This window comes from Candidatus Epulonipiscium viviparus (assembly GCF_030708075.1).
GTDB classification, from domain to species: Bacteria; Bacillota; Clostridia; order Lachnospirales; family Cellulosilyticaceae; genus Epulonipiscioides; species Epulonipiscioides viviparus.
Map to the genome: position 1 here is coordinate 1,013,702 of NZ_CP117982.1, position 26,696 is coordinate 1,040,397.

Here is a 26,696-nt window from a genome sequence, read left to right on the forward strand (position 1 = left end):
TTAATGTCCCCCTTTAACTTTTTCCAAATATTCGTACGCTACATTAATTTCACGCATTCTATTTTCCGCCATTGTAATATAGTCTATTGGTTTATCTTTATAATTATCTGGGTGATATTCTTTAGCCAATGTGCGATAGGCTTTTTTTATCTCCGCAAAGGTGGCATCTGCCGACACACCCAATATCGCTGTATATTTTTTAATGAGATTTTCTTGCGGTTCTGCATTAAAGTCGGCGTTAGCGCTGTATTCTCCTGTTGCTTGCATTTGAAGGAATTTAAACTCTGATGCAGAGATTCCCATTGTTGCAGCAATTTGCCTTAAAAAATCTTCCATTGCACTAGTTATTGTTCTATCCTCTTCTGACGCTATTAACATTAACATAAATAGAAGTTGATTGCGCACAAGATGATTATAGTTATTGGCGATAAAGCTTGCAAACTCTACATATTCATCTTTATTGTTTTTTCCAAATTCAAAGGCATCTTTATATTCATTTATATTTTCAGAACTTAATCCAAAAAAATCTCCAATATAAACTCGAATTTTTCGAATTTCTTCTTTCGTTACTTTGCCATCGAATTTAGCTATAATTCCGCTTAATGCAAAGACCGAGGCAAGCAATTGATTCTTTCCTACAAAGGCTGGATGAGTACGTATTTCTTTTCGCAAGTTAAATACTTTATTTGGCAACAAACCTGCAAACAGCACCAAAAACGGATACATAAAGATCAGAATTGCTCCTATTACAAAGGCAAGCATACTCTTTCTTTTGTACATTATAACAGACCCACCTATAAATGCTATAACCACCTTAAAGAATAGCACAAAAATATTGAAAACACCCACTCCTATATTAAATAATAATCCTATAATAAACTCCATCGCTACTCCTTACTTCGCAAAGTACTCTGTCAACTTACCCTTTGAGCCTTCACGATCTTCTAGCAAATCATCTAGTGTAAAGAATACACTACCATCTACTTCGTTATATTTTTTATTTACATCTAATTGCTCTACAATTTCTTTTGCAACAACATCTTTGTATAATGCCTGCCCAATATATAAATCGACATCTGTTCCAAGTACTTCGTTGTTCCACCAGCTGACCAACGTTTCGTAGTCCGCAGCCTTATGGCCCTGTTCCCAATAGATTTGTGGTACAATATAGTCTATCCACTCATTTTTAATCCACATTCTGGCATCTGCATACACGTCGTAATATGCTTGCCCTCCGTTTGTTGCCGAACCTGATATGTCATATAAATCATTTTTCCAAATTCCCATCGGGCTTATTCCAAATTCCACATCAGAATCTATTTCTTTTATTAGCTCACTTACTCTTTTTACCATGTCATTTACATTGTATCGCCTTTGCTCCGCAACTTTGCCATCCCCATTTTCACCTTCTGGCAACGGGTATCCTGCTGGATAAAAATAATCATCGAAATGAATGCCATCTACATCATAATTTCTAATAATTTCCTCTATTGTGTTTTCTATATGCACCTTTACAATTTCTAACTCCGGATTATAATACATCGCATCATTATAGACAAAAATCATAGACGGGTCTAGTCGTGCTGGATGCGATACAGCTAGGTCTTCAAAATCAAGCCCTGCTTTACTCACTCTATATGGATTTAGCCAGGCGTGTACTTCTATATCTCGCTTATGCGCTTCTTTTATTGTAAATTCGAGTGGGTCATACCCTGGATTTTTGCCTTGAACTCCCGTTAACACGTTTGAATATGGATTAATTTTTGATTCATATAATGCATCTGCTGTTGGCCTAACCTGAAACATCACCGCATTGATTCCAACCTCTTTTAGCTCATCTAGATAATTTACCATTTCTTCTTGCTGCAATAGAGGGTCGCCTATGTTCTTTGGAAAATCTATGTTAGCAACGGTGCTTATCCATATTCCTCTCATAGGTTCATCTTTTGCGTATATGTTCATTGATGATGCAACCGTTAACAACGATGTAAGTAAAAATAATTTGCCTTTCATTTTGTTTCTCCTTTTCTTAATGCACAAATTTTCTTTTGTACTGTTAAATCATGATAATTGTGATTGCTATTAATACTGCTGCAATATTTATTCTACTACAAAGCTTCGGATTTTGAAAGAGTTTTTTCTGAAAAAAGTAGTTGCGGAACTTTTCACTAAATAAATTTGCAACATTGCAAGTTCTTTATATTTACTTCATAAATTTATTCTGATATAATTGTTATTACAAAACATAAATAATGTTCAAAGGAGTGAGCTCATGACCAAAAAATATTTTACTTATTTTATACTCATCATCAACTCTATTTTCATTATATTTCCGATATTTTGGATGATCTCTATTTCATTTCGGCACAATGGTGACATATTTAGTTACCCCGTAAAATTATTGCCTCCCGAATTTACATTGGAAGCATACATAAAAGTTTTAAGCGATAAGAAAATCATGACCTATTTCTTTAATAGCTACTTTAATGGAATAGTTGTTACATTGATTTCAACATTTATAGGAATCATGGCTGCATATGCAGTTAGTAGATATAATTTCAAAGGAAAATATTGGTTTAATTCTTTTGTAATTTCTACTCAATCCATTCCTCAAGTCATATTAATTATTCCATTTTTTATATTAATGGTTGCATACAATTTATATGATACACGAACCGGTTTGCTTAGTGCCTTCATTTCATTTGCACTTCCTTATACAATTGTTATGCTAGTTGGATATTTCAATTCCATTAGCAAAGAGTTAGATGAGGCGGCACGCATTGATGGCGCAAGCGAACTTAGAACTTTATGGACCGTTCTTGTTCCTATTGCGAGACCGGGTATAGTTTCTACTATGATTTACACTTTTATTCTTGTATGGAATGAGTATATATTAACAATGACCCTAATTAGAGATGATGCGTTGAAGACTTTCCCTATCGGCATTGCGCTCTTAAAAGGAGAGGCTGCTTATGATTGGAATGTGCTTATGACGATGTCATTGCTTGCTAGCGTACCAGTGCTTATTTTATATTTATTTGGTCAAAAAGAATTTATTGGAGGCATCGGTGCAGGTGCAATTAAAGGTTAATTTGATAAATTGGAGGAATTTAATATGAAAAAATTTTGGAGACTAATTTTATCTGGAATCATGATGGCTTCTTTGGCCGGGTGTTCTGCTGATTCTGAAAGCGGCGATGTTGTTGAATTAGAATTTATGCAATGGTGGTCGACCGAAGATGGTGGCGACTCCGTAACTTCATTAATTTCAGAATTTGAGGCTGCCCATCCTGATATAAAAATTAAGCTGGTAACTTTGCCGTTTGGAGAAGTTCGTACACAAGCGATCGCTTCTAGAGTGTCCAAATCTCTCCCAGATGTTATAGCAATGAATCCACCATGGGCTCGCGAATTTTATGATTTAAACATGATTGCGCCGCTGGATGATTTGATGGCTGCTGACCCAACATTTGACAAATCAGCATTTATGCCAACTTCTCTTACACCAATAGATGGCCATACTTATTTGCTACCCGTCACTACCTCTGCCTTTTATTTATATTACAATGACACAATGTTTGCCAATGCTGGCCTTGAGCTTCCTAAGACATGGGCCGATATCACTTCGGCAGCCAAGGCATTAACAGATCCTTCCAAAAATGAGTATGGCTTTACTCTTACTTTGGCAGAACAAGAAGCTTCGAATGGCTCTATACTTAGTATATATCCTCTCCTTTATGCGCTTAATGGAAGAACATTTGTTGATGGGAAATTTACTGTTGAAACTCCAGAGATGTATCAAGTATTTTCGCTTCTTCAACAACTTTTAGATGACGGAAGTTTGTTACCCGGCACTACAAGCCGCAGTGAGTTTCAAAATATGGAGCTATTTAGCGTTGGCAATGTTGGAATGATGATTTCTCCCGATTTACATATGATGACTATTACTGACAGAAACCCTGATCTTGATTTTGGACTGATGCCTCTTCCAACATTTGACGGAACTGGCCAACCTGAGCTGCGACACCACGGGTGGGATATAGCTATTTCGAGTACTTCGGAACATAAAGAAGAGGCTTGGAAATTCATTTCATTTTTGACTAGTAAAGAAAACAACGAAAAGCTGTGTGATGCGCTTTTAAAAATGCCTTCCAGATATGATTCTGAAATAACTTGGACTGATCAATTTCCGCAAGATCTTATCACCCTCGACTCACTGAACAATCTCAATATGGTAGAAGAGCTAATGCTTATGCCAAATTCTAGCGCTTGTTGGGTCGCATTAACTAAGGCTGGCGCTGCTGTTATTCAGGGCAGCATGTCTGTTGAAGAAGCTCTTGCCAGTGTTCAAACAACTTGGAATGCTACTCTAAATCAATAGGAGGCTCTCCCTATGAAAAAAATACAGAAAAATCATAAGCTATTAACTAATTTAACGCCTTTGTTTTTCTTGGCACCTGCAATTATATTGCTCGTCGCTGTAATTCTATATCCCGTATGTAAAGTTATTCAATATAGCTTCATCGACAATATCATCAATGATAATTATACGTACGTTGGCTTCGATAATTATATTACCGTATTAACTGACTCTCGTCTGGTACCAATGATTTCTTTTACATTGCTATTTACCATCGTGAGTGTTCTGGCTCATACAGTAATAGGAATTTTATGTGCAGTACAACTAAATGTTAAAATTAATCCCAAAGCACTAGCCATATTTCGTGTAATCTATGTTTTGCCTTGGTTATTTACTGCTGCAGTAGTGGCTGTAATATGGCAGCTGATGCTTAATCCACAAGGCGTAGTCAATTCTTTGCTTAGTAGCATTAGCGGAACACAGGTGATAATTGATTGGCTCGGGAACCCCACACTTGCCGTTGTATCGTTACTCATCATTAATGCCTGGCGAGGCTACCCAACTTGCATGATAAGCTTTTTGGCCGGGCTACAAAATATTCCTGATTCAATTTATGAGGCAGCGCAGATGGATGGGGCCGGAAAAATTAGGCAGTTTTTTAGCATGACATTGCCCTCATTAAAAAACGTTATCTTAAGCGTTGGCATCCTCGATGCAATATGGACTATGAATTTATTTCCGTTGATTTGGTTGACTACCGGAGGCGGTCCGTTGGGTGCAACAGAGACGTTGGCAACTTTGATATATAGACTTTCATTTGTGGAGTTTCAATTTGGTCCTGCTTCTGCATTGGCAGTAATGGGATTAATTTTAAGTATGGTTGGTGTTGGTATTTATATGAAAGTCCAAAGAAATGTAGATTGATTATAATGAGTATGCTTAGCATGCTCTTTTTTATTTCGCCAACCCCTTGGCTTTTTTGGAAATTTAAGTTAAAATTAATCTTGGCAGCAACTCTATTGCCATAATAATTAATTTCTATAGAAAGAGAGGATAGCGAGGAGTCGCATGTTCCTTGCTAATATTTTATGAGTCAAATCGATTTAACCAAAATTCCACATATACTGGAACTTAACCGAGTTAAGAGAGCTTATACAGGTGGCAAGCTTTTAGATGAATGGCAACGACTAGAAAATCCACAAGACGGTAATTTTAGTGAAGAATTTCTAATTTCAACAGTAGAAGTAACAAATGAAAATAAGGCTTCTGATGAAGGATTAAGCAAGATTATTCTTCCTGATGGCGAAACAATTACACTTTCTAGATTGATCAAAGGAGACTACCTAGGATATCTGGGTGCCAAATATGCCGATCAACAAGACGTTCGCGTTTCTGCCAGAGTTGGCGATACAACTGTTCGTCACGTGCTTCAATGTCATCCAGACACCGAATTTGCACAAAAATACCTCGACTTTCCTAATGGCAAAGCAGAAGCTTGGTATATTGTGGAAACACGTAGCATAAACGGTTCTGAACCTTGCTTATATGCGGGATTTAAAAAAGGCGTTACTAAAGAACAGTGGAAAGAACTATTTGATAAGCAAGATATCCCTGCAATGTTAGAATGCATGCATAAAATCCCTGTTCACAAGGGCGGAATGTATTTTGTAGATGCTGGTGTACCACATTGCCTAGGCCCTGGAAGCGTATTCTTAGAAGTTCACGAACCTTGTGACTACACATTTAGAGTTGAGAAATATTATTTGCCAGAGCGCACATTCTCTGACTATGAAATGCATTATGGCCTAGGATTCGAAAAACTGCTAGATGCGTTCCACTATGACACTTACACTTACGACGAAATGCTTGCTAAATGTGCACTTAGCGAAACCAACTTATTTAAGACTGACAAAGCTAGAATCGATGAAGTTGTGAGCTATGCTCAGGCAAAAAGATTTAAGGTTGACAAATATACTTTTAGCGAAGCTATAGACGTGCCTTATTTTGATGGTCATCGAATTGCAATTACTGTTAAAGGTCAATGTAAATTTAATACAGGAGAATATGCTTGCACTGCCGAACAAGGACGTGGAGTATTCTTACCTCATGGCATCAAAAACTTAACACTAGAGCCAGTAGAGGGCGAAACTATTGTACTTGTTTGCTATCCGCCTGCAGAATAAATTTACGCTTCCCCTTATGTGAGCGCAAATGCCACAGCGGGGGCTTATTAATGCTTTTATAACTTTGGAGGTACTATGAAATATTATTTGGCTATTGACGTAGGAACAACAAATTGGAAAGCCGCAGTATATGACCAAGTCGGCAAATTAATTGCAATAGAACGTGTTGCCACCAAAACGCACCTCGATGCTTCTGGATATAGCTATTATAATCCTATAGAAATGTGGGACGATATTAGCAAGCTCTGCAAAGCTGTTACTGCCAAAGTGGCGCAGCCCATTTCTGCTGTATCTGTAACTAGCATTGCAGAAGCAGTGGTTGGCGTGGATAAAAATGGTAAAGTTTTGGGCGACATCATCGCTTGGTTCGATACTCGTAGTATAAAAGAAGCAGAAGAGCTTAGAGAAAAACTGACTGCAGAAAAACTATATGAAATTACTGGCCTCGATGTAAATCCTATTTTTTCGTTGCCAAAAATCATGTGGATACGAAAACACTGGCCTGAAGTTTATCAAAATGCTTATAAATGGCTACAAATGGGAGATTACATGCTTTTTTGCCTAACGGGAGAATGTGTAACTGACTATACATTTGCATCGCGCACACTTGCTTTTGATGTTGTGGCAAATGAGTGGTCGAGAGAAATATTAGATATGGTCGATGTGCCTGTAGACATGCTACCAAGAGTATGCCAAAGTGGCACGACAATCGGTACAATTAGCTCTGCCGTTGCTGAATTAACTGGAATTACTGCAGGGGCCAAAGTTGTCGTTGGTGGAAATGATCATCCTTGCGCATCCATTGCGGCAGGTGCGATTAGAGGCGACAAAATATTGGATAGCTCTGGGACTGCAGAATCATTTATCTACATTTCCAAAAAAGATGCCGTGCCTAACATGACTTTTGAAGGTCAACGCACTTGCAGATATTTGCAAAAAGATAGATACGCACTTTGGGGCGGAATTATTTGCTCTGGTCGAAGCTTTGACTGGGCATATGAAATTTTAACGTCTTCTGAATGCTTTGGCATTAAGCAAGATGAGTATAGTTATGCGCAAATATTGGCACAGCTAGAAAACGAAAAGGGTGCCGAAAAGGGCTTACTGTTCTATCCGCATATGCGAGGTGCTGGTGCGCCATATTGGAATCCAAAAGCTTCTGGCTCGTTTGTTGGGCTTCGCGATACGCATTCTGCCAAAAACATGCTTCGAAGCGTACTAGAAGGACTTTCTATGCAAGCCAGAATGATTGTCGATATGGAAGAAAAGCTTGCAGGAGTGAATGTAGAATCTCTATGCGTTGTTGGCGGAAGCTCCCATAACAAAGTTTGGCAAACTATTAAGGCAAGCGTTACCAACAAAGATATCGAATTGTGCTTTGAAGCCGAAGCAACATCTCAGGGTGCAGCAATGCTGGCTGCTATCGGTGACGGTATGTATAAGGATATAGAAGAGGTATCCGAAATGCTTGCTAGCAAAAATATAATTATCCATCCAGATCCAAAAATGGTTCCTATTTATGACGAGATATATCAGATTTATAAAGAGGGCTATGAATCTATGAAAAATTTTAATACTCAGCTCTATAATATTCAAGAAAAATTTAGGGGGTAACCAATGTTAATAACTTTAAAAGAAATTTTTAAATATGCAGGCGACAATGTCGCTATTGGTGCATTTAATATTCACAACCTAGAATTTATCAAAGGCGTAGTCCAAGCAGCAGAAGAAACCCAGCGTCCTGCTATTATGATGATTAATGAGGCAGTTTTAAAATATGGCGGAATCGAAATATTGGGTGGTGCAGCCATTGCAGCGGCTAAGAAGGCAAGCGTTGACATGGCCGTTATGGTTGACCATGGCGAAGATATCGATTTTCTCAAAAAATGTATAGATTTTGGTTTAGATATTATGTTTGACGGATCTCACTTGCCATTTGAAGAGAATATCAAACTTACCAAAATGATGGCAGATTATGCGCATTCACACAATCGTTCCATCGAAGGCGAAATTGGTCAGCTGGGGCTTAGTGAAGATGGAGATGAAGAAACTGAACAAAAAATTACTTCTGTAGAAGAGGCTGTTACATTTGCATCAAAAACCGATATCGATGTTCTAGCAATCTCTGTTGGAAATGTTCATGGATTTTATAAAGGTGAGGCAAAGATTAACGTGCCACGCATTAAAGAAATTAGTTCTGCACTAGAAAAAATGCCTATAGTAATGCACGGTGGCTCCGACATTCCTTCTGAAATTATGCGCGCTTCTATTCAGGCCGGCATCAAAAAATTTAATATAGCCACAGATCTAAAACACGCATATGCGCTAACAATGTATGATCTTATGCACCAAGACACAATGCCTATTCAACCATTGCAATTATTTCCTGTAGTTGCAGATGCTGTTGCCGCGGTAGCAGCAGAAAAAATCAAGATATTTAGTTCGGAGGTTTAATTTATGAAATTAGCTTGTGCGGTATCAACTTATCCAACATCGTTTGGACCTATCGTATTTAAAGATGGTAATCTTAAAGAAAATTTTGACTTGATGAAAAAATATGGCTACCAAGGAATGGACCTTTTTATCAAAAAAACTTCTAGAGAGCAATTGCTAGAATACAAGAAACTTATTAAGGATTATGGAATGGATGTTGTAACACTTTTTGCCATATATTTAGGAGAAAGTGGAGTTAAGCTTTCTGAAAAAGATCCTGCTCTTCGCAGACGCAATGTTGATTTGATGAAAGAGCAGCTAGATAATGCAAAGGAACTTGATTCTGTTGGACTTGGACTTGGATATATTAGAGGAGCTCACTCAGAAGATGAGACAGAAGCCGATGCTAAGAAGAGAATAGCAGAAGCATTATATGAAATTGGCGACTATGCAGCTCAAATTGGTTCTACTATTTTGTTAGAGCCTATCAATCGCTACGAAATAAACACTATTAATAAAGCCACTGATGCGGTCGATTTTATTAAAGAGAACAATCTAAAGGGCGTAACTCTCCAGCTTGATATGTTTCACATGAACATCGAAGACAAATCTATCCCTTATGCTATCGAATATGCAAAGGGGCTAATATCCAATCTTCACGTATCGTCTAGCAATAGATATGCAGTGGGAACTGGTCACTTTGACTTTGCAGAAGTTACTGCAGCGCTTAGAAAAGTGGGTTATGATGGATTTTTGACATTAGAAGCGTTTTCTACAGATGCTGATGAAACACTCAGAATGACTGCAGAAAATTTGAAAAAATATTTATAGAAAGCGAGGATAGCAAGGTGCCTTGTTGCTCCTTGCTTATATTTCATGATTTATACGATTAAAAACGATCACCTGACAGCGCAGATCAATTCACTCGGTGCGGAGCTTATTAGTGTACAAAATAATGACGGCAAAGAGTATATCTTTCAACCTTCTGAAATATGGGTTGGTCAATCTAAAAATTTGTTTCCAAACATTGCTTTAGCAAAAGATAACTATACTATAATTCGAGGCAAACAATATCCTATGAATCAGCACGGTTTTTTGAAAAATATGGAAATGGAAGTAGTTTCCCAATCTGCTGATAGTATTGCATTTAAATTGACTGATAATGCCGAAACTGCCCAATTTGTGCCATATAAATTTACAGTAATTATCGAATTTGCAGTTGTAGATGATACTGTTATTCAAACCTATAAGGTAAGCAATCACGAAGATGAGGCTATGTATTTTGGAATTGGTTGCCACACCGGCTTTGCTACTGCTCCTGATAGCTTTGTGGATTTTGGCACTAATAATAATATAACCGAGCTAATTCGAGAAAACATGCAATATATGACCGGCGAGACAAAACCTTATCCTTTAGAAAACGGCAAAATTTTTGTGACCCCTAAATATTTTTCAGATGGGGCACATATATTAGAAGGTTTTGATAATAAAGAGTTGACGCTTATCAATCCTTCACTTGAAAGTAGTGTAAAAATTAATTTTGCGGATTTCACTTATATCACATTATGGAGTACTACAGATGCGGAGACAGTTTTATGTATGATGCCTTGGTGCGCATTACCTGATGCTATCGATTCAACTCATATTTTTGAAGAGAAAAAAGGCAATGTAATGTTAGAAGGACATAAAATTTTTATTGCTAAGCAAGTGTTTACATTTAATGATTTATAAATCTTTTCTCCTCCTGCGGGAGGGGTTCAGTATTGGTCTCCTTTAATAAAGCAATAAAATCATCTTCTGGAAGAGGCCTACTAAATAAGTATCCCTGAATTGTATTAAACCCTAATTGTTTTAGAATTTTCAATTGCTCATTTGTCTCTACACCTTCTACAACTGTATGGACATTCAATTTATGACTCATCATAGCAATAGTCTCTAAGATAAACGATGCCTTCTCATTTTCAGCTAGACTATTTACCAACGATTTATCGATCTTAATTTCGTGAACTGGAATATCTTTTAGCAATGTGAGGCTAGAATAGCCTGCTCCAAAATCATCGAGTGATAGCTTTAATCCTTTGTCTTGCAAATCTATTAGAGTCTCGTATATATATTTGATATCTTCGTGATGAGCTGTTTCTGTAAATTCCAAGCAAAGCCTTCCGGGATCGATATCATATTCTTTCACTAATTTAGTGATGTACGCTTTAAATTCTGGGTCCTCTAAATGCCTCATAGAAACATTTACAGAAACTAATATATCCAAATTATGCTTATTTATATATTCGCAAGCCTTACGCCATACATACTTATCTAACTCTATAATATACCCATTTTTTTCAAATTCCGGGATAAATTCTATTGGGCTTATTAACTGCTTTTTCTGAAAATTCCATCTAACCAACGCTTCTGCCCCATTGATTAATCTTTTCGTAGGATCATATTTAGGCTGATAGTATACTTCAAACTCTTCATTTTGTAGCGAAGAATGGAAATGATTTATCAAATTTTTGCTATTTTTTTCTTCTAATGTTAACTTAATTTCCTCATCCTTTAGCAAATATTCTAAATTGGCTATTGCCTTTGTTAGAAACAGAGCACGTTCTCGTCGCCTTACACTGTCATCGATATCTTTAATAGACAACAGAAATTCTCGCAATACGCCATTTTCATATCGAGTCGCTTTAGCTGTAAGCTTCATGTATCGATCCATGGGATGTACTTCATTTTGATATATTATACTTCGTGCAGAATATTCTCCCAGCCCCATCGCTACATGTGGTACTTCTAGCCAATCTTTTAGATTAATTTTTTCTGTAGAGCTTAATAAATCTAGCGGCACTATTTCTTGAAAATAATCATAGTCTATAGATTCTCCCGTTCTACAAATAGCAAGTCTATCATTGCTACTGCTTCTTAGAGTAACGTTATTTTTTTGCACATTCACTAGATATTCTGCTATATATTCTGAGTATTCTAATATGCTTATCTCTGATATTTTTTGATGATATCCCATAATAATAATTTTATCTGACAATCGTTTATATATGCGACCTCCTGTTCGTAACCACTCGGTCTTACCCGAGTCATCTGTCCAAGGGTATACTATTTCGGACTCATCCAATACTGTATTATTAACAATTTTTGTTATTATTTCATCTACTAAAAATCTATACTCCTCTTGAATTCCAGTATACCAATGTTCAAAAATTTCTGTAGGACTTACTCTTTCCAACCATTTTTGATCGTTTATCAAAGAAATCATAGAGTATAGCTTATGAGGCTTCCCTTTTTCTATTTCGCATTTCCACAATTCAACTATATCACTATGAATTTTAAATCTTTTCTTATTTTGCATCTGATGACTCCCACTTTCTTAATAGTCTATATAAATATATATGCAGAATCTTAATTCATATATAACAAAAAGATTCTAGCTTATCCTAAGATATTTGCCATTAAATTGCATAAAAAAGACGCAGCATCCCGCGTCCTAATCTTCATGATTTTTCAAATGTTCACTGCAATACTCTTTGTTGCATTTAGAGCAATATCGAAATTCCATATCCTCATCATCTAGCTCGGTTTTGCCACACACTGAACATTTATGAAATGCGACTTTAATCACCTCTGGAGCTTTGGTTTTTTCCACTCGATTTGGATTTGGTGCGGCTGATGCTGGCTTGACATATGTTGTGCGTTTTCCCATCATCTTCCTTTCTTTCAATAGCGGTATAACAAAGAATATTATATATCCTGTCAAAGATGCTACAATTACCAACAATGTCGCTATTTTATTGGCAGACATCAAAACATCTGCGGCCATCAAGATTAAATACAAATACACCAAAAACTTTGCTTTGATCGGAATAAAAAAGTATAGATAAAAGCTCATGTTTGGCATCGATGTTGCCAGTGATAGCCATAACGAAGTATTTATATAGGTTCCAATATTTCCCGACATATCAAATATGGCACAAACTATAACAGTACAGATTACACTACTAAAATAATAAAAATTAAAATTAAATGTTCCCAGGGTTCTTTCTAAGCTAGTTCCTACCGAATAATATATTATTACCATTAATATAAACCACAGCGGGTCCATAGAGTTTGGAATAAATATAAAAGTGATTAATCTCCATATCTCTCCGCTTAATATGGCATCCCAATTAAACAGAAAATTGTAATATAGCGAAGGGTTTATCAGCGTTGCAAAAAACACTATTCCCTGCCCAAAAATTAAATAAAACATTAGATTTGGAATTGCATACTTACCAAATTTTCGCTCCAATTTATTTAAAAACTTCATAGTAACCTCCTTCTTTTGATTCTTATTCAAAAATTGCATAAACTATCGATAAATCATAAAATTATACCATAAAAAGTAATTTTTATATAGGCTTATTTCTCGATTTTTTGGGTTAGACTAATATCTAGTAACAGAAAGGTGTGAGAAGATGATCAAAATATATTATACTACAGATACTCATGGCGTCGTATTACCTATTAATTATGCAACAGGCAAAGCTTCGCCTCAAGGGCTTCTTGCTTGCAGTGCCGAATTTTTAAAAGAAGGCAATACTCTTATATTGGATGCGGGCGATACGATTCAGGGCTCTCCTTTCACAAAATATATGTGGGAAAATCTTGATGAATGTGTTATAGCAGAAGTATTGAATGCGGCGGGATATGATTATGTGACATTAGGCAACCATGACTTTAATTATGGCTATGATGCGTTAAGAAAGTATGTAGATACTCTAACAGCAAAATGCATTGTAGCCAATGTTGCTGACAAAACGGGTGAGCTCGAGCTATATCCATATTATATACATGAATTTGCCGATGGCACTGCAGTTGGAATTGTCGGTGCTGTTACTGACTTTGTTCCTGTTTGGGAAAAGCCTAAGCATCTTGAAAATATCGAAATCCAAGATGCCTTCACAAGACTCAAATCAACTTTGGCTCAGATTAAAGATAGATGCGATCTCACTATTTGCTTATATCATGGTGGTTTTGAATGCGATATTGCAACGGGCGAAGTACTAAGTACTACCATCGAAAATATATCCTACAAAATTTGTAAAGAGCTCGATTTTGATATTCTGCTTACCGGGCATCAGCACATGCCTATTGAAGGCGTAAATTTATTTGGCACCTTCACGATGCAGTTAAAGCACAATGCTGTTGACTACGGATATATAGAAGTTAACGGCTCTACTATTACTTCACAGGTGTGTACACCAGCAACTACGGATGTTGAAGTTCCTGCCAAACTACAAGCTATTCAAGATAAAATTAACGAATGGCTCGACCAACCTCTCGGAACATTTAATCAGCCTATTGCAGCAGAAAACAAGCTCACCCTAGCGTTAACTGGGTCGCTCCTTGCAAACTTCTGTAATCAGGTTCAATTGGACTTCACTGCAGCAGATTTTTCATGCACTGCTCTCGGCAATAATTTAATAGGATTTGACAAAGGTGTTACTATTAGAGATATAGTTGCAGCATATCAGTTTCCAAATACCCTGAAGGTTTTGGCTGTTAATTACGAGATTCTCAAGCAAGCACTCGAACGCGTTGCGCAGTATTATACTATTGCCAATGGCGTAGTCGAAATTTCTAGCAAATTTCTAAAGCCCAAAGTTTCTCACTACAACTATGACTTTTTTTCTGGTCTTCATTATACCATCGATATCACAAAACCTATCGGTTCCCGAGTTACGATAGATACTCCGCTAGATAAAAATAAGTTTTATACACTCTGCATGAGCGACTATCGTGCTACCGGAACGGGTGAATATGGCTTTTATAAAGATTGCAAGATTGTACACGAATATAGCAATGATCTGCAAGAACTCATTATTGAATATATTAGGCATCGCAAAACTGTTGACATAGATTCAACCCAGTATTTTACTATTAGACAATAAAAAAATGCCCATAAGGGGGCATCTATAGATATTTTGCAAGGACATCTATCGCATTTTTTTTGATAATAGGTGTTCCATGCTCCATCAGAAAATTTTCATTAAGCTCACTTGTATAGGCTCGACGCCCAAATTCATTTAATACGCTTATTAGTATACCTTGATCCGTATTAGTATTTTGATTGCTTGAAATGAGCAAAAAGTATTTATCTGTATATTTATATATACGACTTTCACCAAAGAATAAATGCTGTATTTGATGAGAGAGTGAACTAATTTCATCCAAATTATCAAATCGATACATTAAATATGCAGAATAATCCGGCATTGCTGGCTCAACTTCTTCAAACGTAAAGCTTTTGTCTTGCTCTTTAAATGTTCTGTGAGTTGGGCGCTCTCCTGTAAGTCCTAAACGCTCTTCTAGCTGCTCTGGATCACTAACTTTTGTCACCACAATCATAATACTATCTATGCTAAGAGGTACAGCTTCTATCATCAGAGGTACATTTTGTGCCTCAAATCCAAAATCTTCATAAGCTTTACTCATCATGTCTTGAAATAAATTTTGAGCTTTTTTTGAACCATATGCAAGTTCTGTAAGCTTTATATTTCTATCCATTAAATCCTCTTGGTTCAAAGTAATACGGATTTGTGTGTCACTAATTTTTTCTATTTTCATGTTTGCACGATCCTTTCTAATCAAAAATGCTAGCTCGTGTTACTACATATATAGTATAAATTAAGAAATAACAAATGTAAAGAGTTTAGACTATTATATGATTATAACTTAATAATTATTTATAAAAGGTGATAAAATGAAAAAAATTGAAATAATTTGTGTAGGAAAATTGAAAGAAAAGTTTCTAACTGCTGCGTATTTTGAATATAATAAACGGTTAAGCTCGTATTGTAAATTGACTTCTATTGAGCTTGCTGATGAAAAAATTGCCGTTCATGCATCTTCAAAAGATGAAGAAATTTTTAAAGATAGAGAAGGTGATAGGATATTAGCAAAAATTACTAATAATGCATTTGTCATTGCCCTTGCCATAGAAGGACAAATAATGACTTCTCCCGAGTTTGCTGCATACTTAGATGAGATCTATCTGCGAGGTGCAAATCATGTTGTCTTTGTAGTAGGAGGTTCTGTGGGACTTTCTAGCAAAGTTCTTGCTAGGGCAAACTTAAAATTGAGCTTTTCCAAAATGACATTTCCGCATCAATTATTTAGAATTATGCTAATTGAGCAAATTTATCGAGCATTTAAAATTTCAGCAAACGAAGTTTATCATAAATAATACCCATTATAAGGAGGATTTTTTATGGCATTGGATATGACCAAAGGTAATCCACTCAGACTATTGCTTGTATTTTCTATTCCATTGATAATAGGAAATATTTTTCAGCAAATTTATGCTATTGTGGATACTATTATTGTAGGAAAATTTGTAGGAGCATTAGCACTAGCTGGAGTTGGAACTACTGGCGCTATATTCTTCTTAGTAAATACATTAATTATAGGTATGACTAGCGGCTTCTCTATCTTGATTTCTCAACGCTTTGGTGCGCAGGACACAAAAGGTGTTCGATATGCAGTTGCCTCAGCTATTATATTGACAATCGGCATCACTATCATCGTAACATTCTTGATGCTTTTTCTTATAGATCCTTTGCTTGAATTGATAAATACACCTGCTGACATATATGGTTACGCAGATACTTATATTACTATTATTATATTGGGAATTTTTACTCAAACTTTTTATAATATGGCAGCAGGTATTTTGCGAGCAATCGGCGATAGTCGAACTCCAATATATTTTTTAATTCTTGCTTGTATCATCAACATTGTACTCGACTTACTATTTATCCTACAATTTGACCTAGGTGTTGCAGGAGCAGCATACGCTACCAATGTTGCTCAGGGAATTTCTGCTTTGCTTTGCGTCATTTATAGCTACACAAAATTTAATTTACTTAAATTGAAAAAAGATGACTTCCAAATTCCTAAAGAATATTTTATCACTCACTTAAAAATGGGAATACCGATGTCTATACAATATTCCGTACTGTCTCTGGGCATCATGATTGTGCAAGGAGCAATTAATAGCTTTGGGTCTTTATATATAGCAGCATATACAGCCGCTAATAAGGTTCTCAATCTTTCATTGCAACCACTCCTCACCTATGGCGTTGCCTTAGCAACCTATGTGGGCCAAAATAAAGGAGCGCAAAACTTTCAGCGAATAAAAAACGGGGTTAATACTGCAGTTGCCATGAATATTATTACCAGTATCATCATATGGCTCATTTTAACTCTATTCTCCAGAGACTTACTTAGCCTATTTTTAGATGAATCTGCGACAGAAATGCTAGATAATGCGGTCATGGTACTAAATTATGTATCTCCATTCTATGCCGCTGTTGGATTTATATTTATTTATAGAAATACCATACAGAGCATGGGGAGACCTCTTGTACCAATGGTTTCTGGAGCTATGGAACTTACTGCTAGAATTATTGTAGCATATACATTGCCAAGCTGGATTGGTTTTGCTGGTATTTGTTTAGCAGATCCGATAGCTTGGATTGTTGGCGCCATTCCGCTGATCATTGCCTACTATAGAGAAATGAATAAAATTTTTAAACATTAGCAAATCAACCAATTTCTATGCCTTGTCCCCCTTGATTAAATATATGAAATTGATAAAATTAAGTATTGCAAATAGTTGTAATACTTATCAACAATAATTTGGAGGACTTATGAATATCAGAACAATTACAGTAGGCAATATGGGAGAGCAATGCTATTTATTGATAGATGACAATCATGATGCTGTTATGGTTGATCCTGGAGATGATGCAAATATTTTGTTACATGAATTAGAAGCAGCAGATGCTACATTGAAAGCAATTCTCATTACTCATGGACATTTTGACCACATTGCTGCAGTAGAAGAGATACGAGCAAAAACTGGTGCAAAAGTGATTGCTCACAAGGAAGGAAAACGATACCTTACTGATCCAACTTATAACCTATCCAACATGATTGGTAAAAACATTTCATTTGAAGCCGATATGTATGTTTCTGCCAACGAAGAGATCAAACTCAATGATTCGGAGTTAACATTTAAGGTGCTCTATGTCCCTGGACATACTTCAGATGGAGTGGCTTTTTATCACGCAGCAACAGCCACATTGTTTGCAGGAGATATCATTTTTCGAAATAGTGTTGGACGAACAGACCTTCCTGGCTCTAATACATTGCAGTTATTAGAGGGAATCAAATCTAAAATCTTTAAACTACCTGATGCCACACTTATATATCCAGGGCATGGCTTAAGAACAACCGTCGGCTTTGAAAAAAAAAATAATACATTTGTAAAATAAAGAAATAAGGGATTGGGATTAATTGCCTAATCCCTATTATATTTTAAGGAGTAACTTATGAAAGTAAATTGTAATCTTCCAAATAAGACACAAGAGTTTTATGAACTTGCAAAATTATTTGAAAATCATCTTGATAAAAATAGTATTTTAGAAATAAATATTACCAAAAATATAATAATTTTAAAATTCGTGAATAAATATATAAAGATTGAAAAAAATTTGGTATGCTTGGATACAATCAGTATTAAACGAGAAATTTATACAATTTTAAGCACACAAGCTGCAGTGAAATTACCCTGGGGAATTTTAACTGGAGTGAGACCTACAAAAATCGTGCAAAAACTTTTGAAAGAAGGACAACCAGTTGAAAAAATTGAACAAACATTACGACATAAATATTTAATTTCTGATAATAAAGCTCGTTTAGCAATAGAAGTAGCTTTAGTCGCAAAACAAATACTTGATAAAAATAAAGCAACTGACCTTAGCTTATATATCAATATTCCATTTTGTCCTTCACGATGCAGTTATTGCTCGTTTCCATCATTTACTCTCACATTAAAGCAGCATAAAGTAGACGACTATCTTACAGCATTAGCAACAGAAATTTCAGCAATAACTAATAATTTAGATCCAAAATACCAGATTAAAAATATTTATATAGGTGGTGGTACCCCTACCTCTTTGAGTGCAAAACAGCTACAATTTTTGATGGCTCATATCGATAAAAATGTTGATATGTCATCAGTAACCGAATACACTGTAGAAGCTGGTAGACCTGAAACTATTACTGCAGCAAAATTAGCGATTTTTAAAAAGTATCATGTTGATAGAATTTCCATTAATCCCCAGACTTTTACTCAAAATACACTAGACTTAATAGGTAGAAATCATAATGTAAAAGATATTTATACAGCAGTTGACCTCGCACGAAAAATTGGAAATTTTGACATAAATATGGATATAATTTTAGGCTTGCCCAATGAAACTATAAATAATATTACACACACTATTACCACACTTGCAGATCTTTCGCCTGAAAATATAACTATACACACAATGGCAATCAAATCTGCTTCCGCATTAAAACAACAAAACTACAAGGCTGATGAAAGTGCCATTAAAGCCATGATTGATTTTTCACAGCAACAAATGATACGTATGGGATATAGACCATACTATATGTATAGACAAAAAAATATATTAGGTAATTTTGAAAATGTTGGCTATACCAAACCTAATAAAACTTGTATCTATAATGTTCAAATCATAGAAGAAGCACAAACTATTCTTGCCTTAGGTGCAGGAGCCAGCAGTAAATTTATAGCAACTCAAAATCGATTTATTAATGTGAAAGGAATAGAAGAATACATTGCAAGAATCGACGAAATGATTTCCAAAAAGCAATCTCTTCTATTGGGAGGCTAAGATATGAAACCAAAATCACTTTTGGCTCAGTATATGTGGAAATATAAACTGGGCTATTTATTCGGTATCACTTTCCTATTAATCACAAATTTAGGTCAAATGTATGTACCCAAAATTACAGGCGAGCTTACCGATGGATTAACATATGGAACACTAAATTTAGAAGGTGTTCAAAAAATTACTCTCAGCTTTATAATAATTGCATTCACAATTTTCATTGGCAGAATTTGTTGGAGAATCGGCCTAATTAAAACATCTAGAAAAATTGAAAGAGATCTCCGTGCAATACTATTTCATAAATTTCTTAGACTGGATGTAACATATTTCAATTCTCATAAAACTGGAGAACTTATGGCATATGCAATAAATGACATTGGTGCCGTTAAACAAATGACTGGTATGGGTATTGTATTGCTATACGATGCATTTATTTTATCTGGAATGGTTATATACAACATGTTTATGGAAGTAAATATTGAGCTAACTTTAATTACGCTTATCCCAATGTTTCTAATTGCTATTGCCGGCACATATGCAAGAAGAACAATTCGTACTAGATTTATTAAAAAGCAAAAAGCGTTTGCCCAGCTTACCGATGTTGTTCAAGAATCTTTTGCTGGGATTAAAGTCATCAAGGCATTTGTACGCGAAAAGTATCATATTGGGGAATTTGAAAAACAGGTACAACGAAACTACGATGCCAATATAAGTGTCTTTAAAGTTATGGCTATTATGCAACCTAGTATCGGCTTACTAGTGGGTATAAGCATGCTTATAGCAATTGGATATGGTGGATATTTAACCATTATCGAACAAATTTCGGTAGGGGATTTTGTAACGTTTAATGGATATATTTGGCTTTTAGTCTGGCCAATGGCAGCAATAGGGCAAGCACTCAACGTATATACTCAAGGCTCTGCTGCTATTAAAAGGTTATCAGAAGTTATGGATGTACCAGAAATTATTCTTGATAATGAAGAAGATATAGTAGATGAATCACCGCTTATTGAAGATGGCAGCATTAGTATTAAAGACTTTACTTTCAATTTTCCTGATAATCAAAACATTGGTCTTAAAAATATTAACCTAGAAGTAGAGGATGGTACAACTCTAGCAATATTAGGACGTACTGGAAGCGGAAAATCTACCCTTGTTAATGTTTTATTAAGATTTTATAATGTCGATCAAGATAAAATTTTCCTTGGTGGTACAGATATTATGAAACTCAGACTTAAAACTGTTCGACATAGTATTTCCTATGTTCCACAAGATAACTACTTATTTAGTGCTTCTGTCAAAGATAATATTGGATTTGGATTAGATAAATTTACTTCAGAACAAATTGAAGAAGCTGCTAAAAGAGCAAATGTTCATAATAATATCATCAATTTCCAAAACCAATACGACACTTTAGTTGGTGAAAACGGCACAATGCTTTCTGGTGGACAAAAGCAAAGAATCTCTATTGCTCGGGCCTTAGCATTGAAAGCACCAATACTTATTTTAGATGATTCTCTTTCTGCTGTTGACACACATACAGAAGAAACAATACTCAAAAACCTTAAAGAAGTTCGATCTAATAAAACCAATATCATCATTGCTCATAGGATTTCTACCGTTAGAAATGCAGACAAAATCATAGTTATGGATAAGGGTAGCATTGCCGAAGAAGGGACTCATGAAAGTCTACTTGCACAACGTGGTCTATACTATGAAATGTATGAGCAGCAAAAGCTAGAAGGTAGAAAATCTCAAAAAAGTCGAAAATATAAATTTGACATCAATAATCCAGATGTTACTGATACATTGGGAATAGGAACTGAAAGGGGGCCATACCGTGAAAAGTAAAAATCTATTAATTAGGCTATTATATTATGCAAAGCCACATTGGAAAGCTTTTTTATTAATATTCGTATTAATGGTATTGCTTACAGGTGTTGACCTCTATAAACCTCTTATTATGCGTAACTCTGTCAATTTATTCATCGACACTAATATGGCTGCTGCTAGTAAATTTAGCCCTCTCATTACTTATGGCGCACTATATTTTGCATTATTAATTTTCGGATTTGGATTAGCCGTTTCACAAACGCTATTACTACAGAGCGTTGGTCAAAAAATTATCAAAAAAATTCGTGAAGATGTTTACACAAAGATGCTTAGTCTTCCATCCAAATATTATGATAATAATGCAGTAGGTGCACTAGTTACTCGTGTTGCAAACGATACCGAAAACTTAAATCAACTATATACAAATGTAATTACTAACTCACTAAAACATTTCATCTATCTTATAGGTGTTTTGGGGATGTTATTTTACCTAGATGCCAGAGCTGGTATCTTTGTACTCTGTGTAGTACCAATCATGCTTATATTTACTGCAGTTTTCAGATTTTTTTCAATCCGTGCATATAGAGCAACAAGAACTTATACTACTGAAATGAATATATTTTTATCTGAACATATAATGGGAATGAAAGTTATTCAAATTTTTAATCGTCAATGGCCTACCTTTAAAAAAATGAAAAGCATTAATAATAATTTATATAAAGCTGGACTTAAAGAATTGTATACTTTTTCCATATTTAGACCGTTGCTTTTTGTTACATCTCAAATTACAGTAGCAATCGTTTTATATATGGGGGCAGTAGAAGTTTTAGAAGGCGCTTTAACAGTAGGGGCTCTAATTGCTATTCGCTCTTATGCAGCAGACTTTTTTGGACCTATTGAACAATTAGCAGATGTATATAATACGCTGCAATCCGCTATTGCCTCTGGTGAAAAAATCTTTAGTGTATTAGATGAAGAAAATGATATAATTTCAGGAGATAAAATCATAGATAAAGATATATTTCAAGCAGAAATTGAATTCAAAAATGTTTGGTTTGCGTATAAAGAAGGAGAGGATATTCTCCAAGATGTATCCTTCATAATTAAGCCTGGTCAGAAAGTTGCTTTTGTAGGTGCAACAGGCGCTGGCAAAACCACCATTCTCACTTTAATAGGCAGATACTATGATATTTACAAAGGGCAAATTTTAATCGATGGAATAGATATTAGAGAATATAACATTGATAGCTTGCGTAAACAAATTGGGCAGGTACTCCAAGATGTATTTTTATTTACTGGTGATATTAAACAAAATATTAGCTTAGGTCATGAAAATATCACACTTGACCTTATTGAAGAATCCTCTAAAATGGTTTATGCTGATAATTTTATTCAGGGGCTTGAAAATAAATATGACGAACCAGTTGTAGAGGGCGGTGCTACTCTTTCTACTGGTCAAAGACAACTTATTTCATTTGCGAGAGCAGTTTCATATAATCCTAAGATATTCATATTGGATGAAGCAACATCAAATATCGACACACATACTGAGGCAATTATTCAGAAAGCATTATTCAAAATGATGGAAGGACGCACAACTATAATGGTAGCTCATAGATTATCCACCATTCAATACTCAGATAACATCATTGTTCTCGAACGCGGTAAACTCAAAGAAATGGGTACACATGCAGAACTTCTTGAGAAAGGTGGCATATACTTTAATTTATATGAATTATCAAAAAAGCACCAAGTCATGGAATAAAAACTAATATGTATGAGACACTTGCTTAACACAGTAGGTGTCTTTTTAATTAATAACGTGCGCAAAAGGATTCGAACCCTCGACCTCCTGATCCGTAGTCAGGCGCTCTATCCAGCTGAGCTATGCACACAAAAAACTATAAAAAAATATGCCCGAAACCGGAATCGAACCGGTACGGGAGTTAAGTCCCGCAGGATTTTAAGTCCTGTGCGTCTGCCAGTTCCGCCACTCGGGCATATCATGGTCGCTATAGGGTTCGAACCTATGACCCTCTGCTTGTAAGGCAGATGCTCTCCCAGCTGAGCTAAGCGACCTAAATGTCATATTTCAGACAACGACCCAGAAGGGACTCGAACCCTCGACCTCCGCCGTGACAGGGCGGCGTTCTAACCAACTGAACCACTGGGCCAAACTAATTAACGTGCGGAGTGGACCTTCGGGGACTCGAACCCAGGACCGTCCGGTTATGAGCCGGATGCTCTAACCAACTGAGCTAAAGGTCCACACATTAGCCGACGATCGGACTCGAACCGATAACCTGCTGATTACAAATCAGCTGCTCTGCCAATTGAGCCACGTCGGCATAAATTTGGCAATCACCTATTCTCCCTATTCGTCTCCAAATAAGTACCGTCGGCCGACTTTAGCTTAACCTTCGTGTTCGGTATGGAAACGGGTGTTTCCTAAAGTCGCATCATCACCAAAATGACCCATGGGAGAATCGAACTCCCGTTACCGCCGTGAAAGGGCGGTGTCTTGACCGCTTGACCAATGGGCCTAAATCTTATAGCTCCCCGAGTAGGGTTCGAACCTACGACCCTTCGGTTAACAGCCGAATGCTCTGCCGCTGAGCTATCGAGGAATATTGTACTTTCAAAACTGAACACAATGAAGAAAAGAATATACTACACAAAACCTATTTTAAATTAGGTCAAACCCTCGAACCATTAGTATTGGTCAGCTCGAATGTTACCACTCTTACACCTCCAACCTATCTTCCTTGTAATCTGCAAGGGGTCTTACTTCTTACGAATGGGAAATCTTATCTTGAGGTCTGTTTCACGCTTAGATGCCTTCAGCGTTTATCATATCCAGACTTGGCTACTCTGCTATAGACTTGGTAGTCTAACAGATGCACCAGCGGTCCGTCCAACCCGGTCCTCTCGTACTAAGGTCAGCTCCTCTCAAATTTCCTACGCCCACGACGGATAGGGACCGAACTGTCTCACGACGTTCTGAACCCAGCTCGCGTACCGCTTTAATGGGCGAACAGCCCAACCCTTGGAACCTGCTACAGCTCCAGGATGCGATGAGCCGACATCGAGGTGCCAAACCTCCCCGTCGATGTGAACTCTTGGGGGAGATAAGCCTGTTATCCCCGGGGTAGCTTTTATCCGTTGAGCGATGGCAATCCCACTTTCATACCACCGGATCACTAAGTCCTACTTTCGTACCTGCTTCATCCGTCGATGTCACAGTCAAGCAACCTTATGCCTTTGCACTCTTCGAATGGTTTCCGACCATTCTGAGGTTACCTTTGAGCGCCTCCGTTACTCTTTCGGAGGCGACCGCCCCAGTCAAACTGTCCACCTGACATTGTCCCAAATCCGGATAACGGACTATGGTTAGAAGTTAAGTATTACAAGAGAGGTATCCCAACGTTGGCTCCATCAATACTGGCGTACTGACTTCACTGCCTCCCTCCTATCCTGTACATGTAACACCCAACCTCAGTATCAAGTTACAGTAAAGCTCCACGGGGTCTTTCCGTCCTGTCGCGGGTAACCAGCATCTTCACTGGTACTACAACTTCACCGGGCGTGCTGTCGAGACAGTACCCAAATCATTACGCCTTTCGTGCGGGTCAGAACTTACCTGACAAGGAATTTCGCTACCTTAGGACCGTTATAGTTACGGCCGCCGTTTACTGGGGCTTAAGTTCAAAGCTTCGGATTGCTCCTAACCTCTCCCCTTAACCTTCCAGCACCGGGCAGGCGTCAGCCCCTATACTTCATCTTTCGATTTAGCAGAGACCTGTGTTTTTGCTAAACAGTTGCTTGGGCCTATTCTCTGCGGCCAGTATTTCTACTGGCACCCCTTATCCCTAAGTTACGGGGTCATTTTGCCGAGTTCCTTAACAACACTTCTCCCGTCGGCCTTAGGATTCTCTCCTCATCTACCTGTGTCGGTTTGCGGTACGGGTACCTATAATGCAATAGCAGCTTTTCTTGGCAGCTCTTTCAGAATCTTCCCTACTTAAATTTCGGTCCGTATCACAACTTGCTTTGCTCTTCCGGTTTTTCCTAGAAGACCGCTTGTTGCTTACACACGCATTCCCATTTCGTGCAATTCTTATTTCTCTGCGTCCCTGCAGTTCTGATTATAGGTAGTACTGGAATTTCCACCAGTTGTCCATCGACTACGACTTTCGTCCTTGCCTTAGGTCCCGACTTACCCAGGGCAGATCAGCTTTACCCTGGAAACCTTAGATATTCGGCCTATAAGATTCTCACTTATATCTCGCTACTCATTCCGGCATTCTCTCTCTAAACTGCTCCACAGCTTCTTCCGATACTGCTTCATCGCTGTTTAGATGCTCCTCTACCAATCAATAAATTGATTCCATAGCTTCGGTGGTGTGTTTTAGCCCCGGACATTTTCGGCGCAAGATCTCTCGACTAGTGAGCTATTACGCACTCTTTGAATGAGTGGCTGCTTCTAAGCCAACATCCTAGTTGTCTTCGAAATCTCACATCCTTTTCCACTTAACACACACTTTGGGACCTTAGCTGTTGGTCTGGGCTCTTTCCCTTTTGACTATGAATCTTATCACACATAGTCTGACTGCTTAAAATATCTTTCTGGCATTCTTAGTTTGATATTCTTCGGTAAGGCTCTCGCCCCCCTAGGAAATTCAGTGCTTTACCTCCAGTAGACTTTTTAAACGCTAGCCCTAAAGCTATTTCGAGGAGAACCAGCTATCTCTGGGTTCGATTGGAATTTCTCCGCTATCCACATGTCATCTCCGCATTTTTCAACATACGTGAGTTCGGTCCTCCATTACCTTTTACGGTAACTTCAACCTGCACATGGATAGGTCACCCAGTTTCGGGTCTATTCGCAATGACTTTGTTCGCCCTATTAAGACTTGGTTTCCCTTCGGCTTCATACATTAGTGTATTTAACCTTGCCACTACAAATAACTCGCCGGACCGTTCTACAAAAAGTACGCAGTCGCACTGTAAATAGTGCTTCCACTGCTTGTAAACATAGAGTTTCAGGTTCTTTTTCACTCCCCTCCCGGGGTTCTTTTCACCTTTCCTTCACAGTACTATTCGCTATCGGTCACCGAGGAGTATTTAGGCTTATGGGGT

Annotated in this window: 20 protein-coding genes, 8 tRNA genes and 2 rRNA genes (1 of these 30 cut by a window edge); 15 read left to right on the forward strand and 15 right to left on the reverse strand. The window is 37.0% G+C overall.

The annotated features are described in order from the left end of the window. Complete coding sequence (locus PCY70_RS04025; RefSeq protein ID WP_305768538.1) at window positions 1–885, reverse strand: DnaJ domain-containing protein; 885 nt, start codon at window positions 883–885, stop codon at window positions 1–3. Window positions 886–894: 9 nt separating this feature from the next. After that, complete coding sequence (locus PCY70_RS04030; RefSeq protein ID WP_305768539.1) at window positions 895–2,013, reverse strand: glycoside hydrolase family 10-like protein; 1,119 nt, start codon at window positions 2,011–2,013, stop codon at window positions 895–897. 259 nt (window positions 2,014–2,272) lie between these two features. On the opposite strand from PCY70_RS04030, the gene PCY70_RS04035 reads away from it, so the two are divergent. From PCY70_RS04035 to PCY70_RS04070, 8 genes are all read left to right on the forward strand, one after another. Then, window positions 2,273–3,091 (forward strand): carbohydrate ABC transporter permease, encoded by an 819-nt coding sequence (locus PCY70_RS04035; protein ID WP_305768540.1) that lies wholly within the window; start codon window positions 2,273–2,275, stop codon window positions 3,089–3,091. A 24-nt stretch (window positions 3,092–3,115) separates the two neighbouring features. Continuing rightward, window positions 3,116–4,381 carry an ABC transporter substrate-binding protein gene (locus tag PCY70_RS04040; protein WP_010168057.1) on the forward strand — a complete coding sequence of 422 codons (1,266 nt, stop codon included), beginning with the start codon at window positions 3,116–3,118 and terminating at the stop codon, window positions 4,379–4,381. 12 nt (window positions 4,382–4,393) lie between these two features. Further along, the gene (locus PCY70_RS04045; protein ID WP_305768541.1) at window positions 4,394–5,284 is read left to right on the forward strand and encodes a carbohydrate ABC transporter permease; all 891 of its coding nucleotides are present in this window, start codon (window positions 4,394–4,396) and stop codon (window positions 5,282–5,284) included. Window positions 5,285–5,448: 164 nt separating this feature from the next. Next, window positions 5,449–6,543 (forward strand): class I mannose-6-phosphate isomerase, encoded by a 1,095-nt coding sequence (locus PCY70_RS04050; RefSeq protein WP_010168059.1) that lies wholly within the window; start codon window positions 5,449–5,451, stop codon window positions 6,541–6,543. Between the two features lie 75 nt (window positions 6,544–6,618). Then, a complete protein-coding gene (locus PCY70_RS04055; protein WP_010168060.1) occupies window positions 6,619–8,157 on the forward strand; it encodes an FGGY-family carbohydrate kinase in 1,539 nt (512 codons plus the stop codon). A 3-nt stretch (window positions 8,158–8,160) separates the two neighbouring features. Then, complete coding sequence (locus tag PCY70_RS04060) at window positions 8,161–8,997, forward strand: class II fructose-bisphosphate aldolase (protein ID WP_305768542.1); 837 nt, start codon at window positions 8,161–8,163, stop codon at window positions 8,995–8,997. 3 nt (window positions 8,998–9,000) lie between these two features. Further along, window positions 9,001–9,807, forward strand: a complete 807-nt coding sequence (locus PCY70_RS04065) for a sugar phosphate isomerase/epimerase family protein (RefSeq protein ID WP_305768543.1) — start codon at window positions 9,001–9,003, stop codon at window positions 9,805–9,807. Window positions 9,808–9,852: 45 nt separating this feature from the next. After that, window positions 9,853–10,707 (forward strand): aldose 1-epimerase family protein, encoded by an 855-nt coding sequence (locus PCY70_RS04070; protein WP_305768544.1) that lies wholly within the window; start codon window positions 9,853–9,855, stop codon window positions 10,705–10,707. Here the strand turns inward: PCY70_RS04070 and PCY70_RS04075 are convergent. Continuing rightward, window positions 10,694–12,334, reverse strand: coding sequence for an EAL domain-containing protein (locus tag PCY70_RS04075; RefSeq protein WP_305768545.1), 1,641 nt, complete (start codon window positions 12,332–12,334; stop codon window positions 10,694–10,696). The two genes, PCY70_RS04070 and PCY70_RS04075, sit on opposite strands and share 14 nt — an antisense overlap. Before the next feature lie 135 nt (window positions 12,335–12,469). Then, a complete protein-coding gene (locus PCY70_RS04080) occupies window positions 12,470–13,288 on the reverse strand; it encodes a hypothetical protein (RefSeq protein ID WP_305768546.1) in 819 nt (272 codons plus the stop codon). 148 nt (window positions 13,289–13,436) lie between these two features. Here PCY70_RS04080 and PCY70_RS04085 point away from each other — a divergent pair, with 148 nt between their 5' ends. Next, window positions 13,437–14,912 (forward strand): bifunctional metallophosphatase/5'-nucleotidase, encoded by a 1,476-nt coding sequence (locus tag PCY70_RS04085; protein ID WP_305768547.1) that lies wholly within the window; start codon window positions 13,437–13,439, stop codon window positions 14,910–14,912. A gap of 22 nt (window positions 14,913–14,934) precedes the next feature. Here the strand turns inward: PCY70_RS04085 and PCY70_RS04090 are convergent, their stop codons facing one another. Next, window positions 14,935–15,588, reverse strand: a complete 654-nt coding sequence (locus tag PCY70_RS04090) for an adaptor protein MecA (protein WP_010168067.1) — start codon at window positions 15,586–15,588, stop codon at window positions 14,935–14,937. Between the two features lie 136 nt (window positions 15,589–15,724). On the opposite strand from PCY70_RS04090, the gene rlmH reads away from it, so the two are divergent. The 6 genes from rlmH to PCY70_RS04120 all read left to right on the forward strand — a co-directional run bounded on the left by rlmH (window position 15,725) and on the right by PCY70_RS04120 (window position 23,322). Continuing rightward, window positions 15,725–16,207 (forward strand): 23S rRNA (pseudouridine(1915)-N(3))-methyltransferase RlmH, encoded by a 483-nt coding sequence (gene rlmH / locus PCY70_RS04095; protein ID WP_305768548.1) that lies wholly within the window; start codon window positions 15,725–15,727, stop codon window positions 16,205–16,207. 24 nt (window positions 16,208–16,231) lie between these two features. After that, on the forward strand, window positions 16,232–17,563 hold the full coding sequence (locus tag PCY70_RS04100; protein ID WP_305768549.1) for an MATE family efflux transporter: 1,332 nt from the start codon (window positions 16,232–16,234) through the stop codon (window positions 17,561–17,563). 109 nt (window positions 17,564–17,672) lie between these two features. After that, a complete protein-coding gene (locus PCY70_RS04105; RefSeq protein ID WP_305768550.1) occupies window positions 17,673–18,299 on the forward strand; it encodes an MBL fold metallo-hydrolase in 627 nt (208 codons plus the stop codon). 57 nt (window positions 18,300–18,356) lie between these two features. Then, window positions 18,357–19,727 carry a coproporphyrinogen dehydrogenase HemZ gene (gene hemZ / locus PCY70_RS04110; protein WP_305768551.1) on the forward strand — a complete coding sequence of 457 codons (1,371 nt, stop codon included), beginning with the start codon at window positions 18,357–18,359 and terminating at the stop codon, window positions 19,725–19,727. A gap of 3 nt (window positions 19,728–19,730) precedes the next feature. Beyond that, the gene (locus PCY70_RS04115; protein WP_305768552.1) at window positions 19,731–21,575 is read left to right on the forward strand and encodes an ABC transporter ATP-binding protein; all 1,845 of its coding nucleotides are present in this window, start codon (window positions 19,731–19,733) and stop codon (window positions 21,573–21,575) included. Beyond that, window positions 21,565–23,322 (forward strand): ABC transporter ATP-binding protein, encoded by a 1,758-nt coding sequence (locus PCY70_RS04120; RefSeq protein ID WP_305768553.1) that lies wholly within the window; start codon window positions 21,565–21,567, stop codon window positions 23,320–23,322. The genes PCY70_RS04115 and PCY70_RS04120 overlap by 11 nt, the downstream gene beginning before the upstream one ends. 56 nt (window positions 23,323–23,378) lie before the next feature. Here PCY70_RS04120 and PCY70_RS04125 read toward each other — a convergent pair. The 10 genes from PCY70_RS04125 to PCY70_RS04170 form a co-directional block, all read right to left on the reverse strand. Then, a tRNA-Arg gene (locus tag PCY70_RS04125) sits at window positions 23,379–23,452 on the reverse strand. A 19-nt stretch (window positions 23,453–23,471) separates the two neighbouring features. Beyond that, window positions 23,472–23,557, reverse strand: a tRNA-Leu gene (locus tag PCY70_RS04130). A 6-nt stretch (window positions 23,558–23,563) separates the two neighbouring features. After that, a tRNA-Val gene (locus tag PCY70_RS04135) sits at window positions 23,564–23,636 on the reverse strand. Between the two features lie 21 nt (window positions 23,637–23,657). After that, window positions 23,658–23,731, reverse strand: a tRNA-Asp gene (locus tag PCY70_RS04140). 20 nt (window positions 23,732–23,751) lie between these two features. Next, a tRNA-Ile gene (locus PCY70_RS04145) sits at window positions 23,752–23,825 on the reverse strand. Between the two features lie 7 nt (window positions 23,826–23,832). Continuing rightward, window positions 23,833–23,905, reverse strand: a tRNA-Thr gene (locus PCY70_RS04150). Between the two features lie 4 nt (window positions 23,906–23,909). Next, window positions 23,910–24,027: ribosomal RNA gene (gene rrf, locus PCY70_RS04155) — 5S ribosomal RNA — on the reverse strand. A gap of 1 nt (window position 24,028) precedes the next feature. Beyond that, window positions 24,029–24,100, reverse strand: a tRNA-Glu gene (locus tag PCY70_RS04160). A gap of 12 nt (window positions 24,101–24,112) precedes the next feature. Then, window positions 24,113–24,184: transfer RNA gene (locus PCY70_RS04165), tRNA-Asn, on the reverse strand. Window positions 24,185–24,249: 65 nt separating this feature from the next. Next, window positions 24,250–26,696: ribosomal RNA gene (locus PCY70_RS04170) — 23S ribosomal RNA — on the reverse strand; it runs 448 nt beyond the window's last position.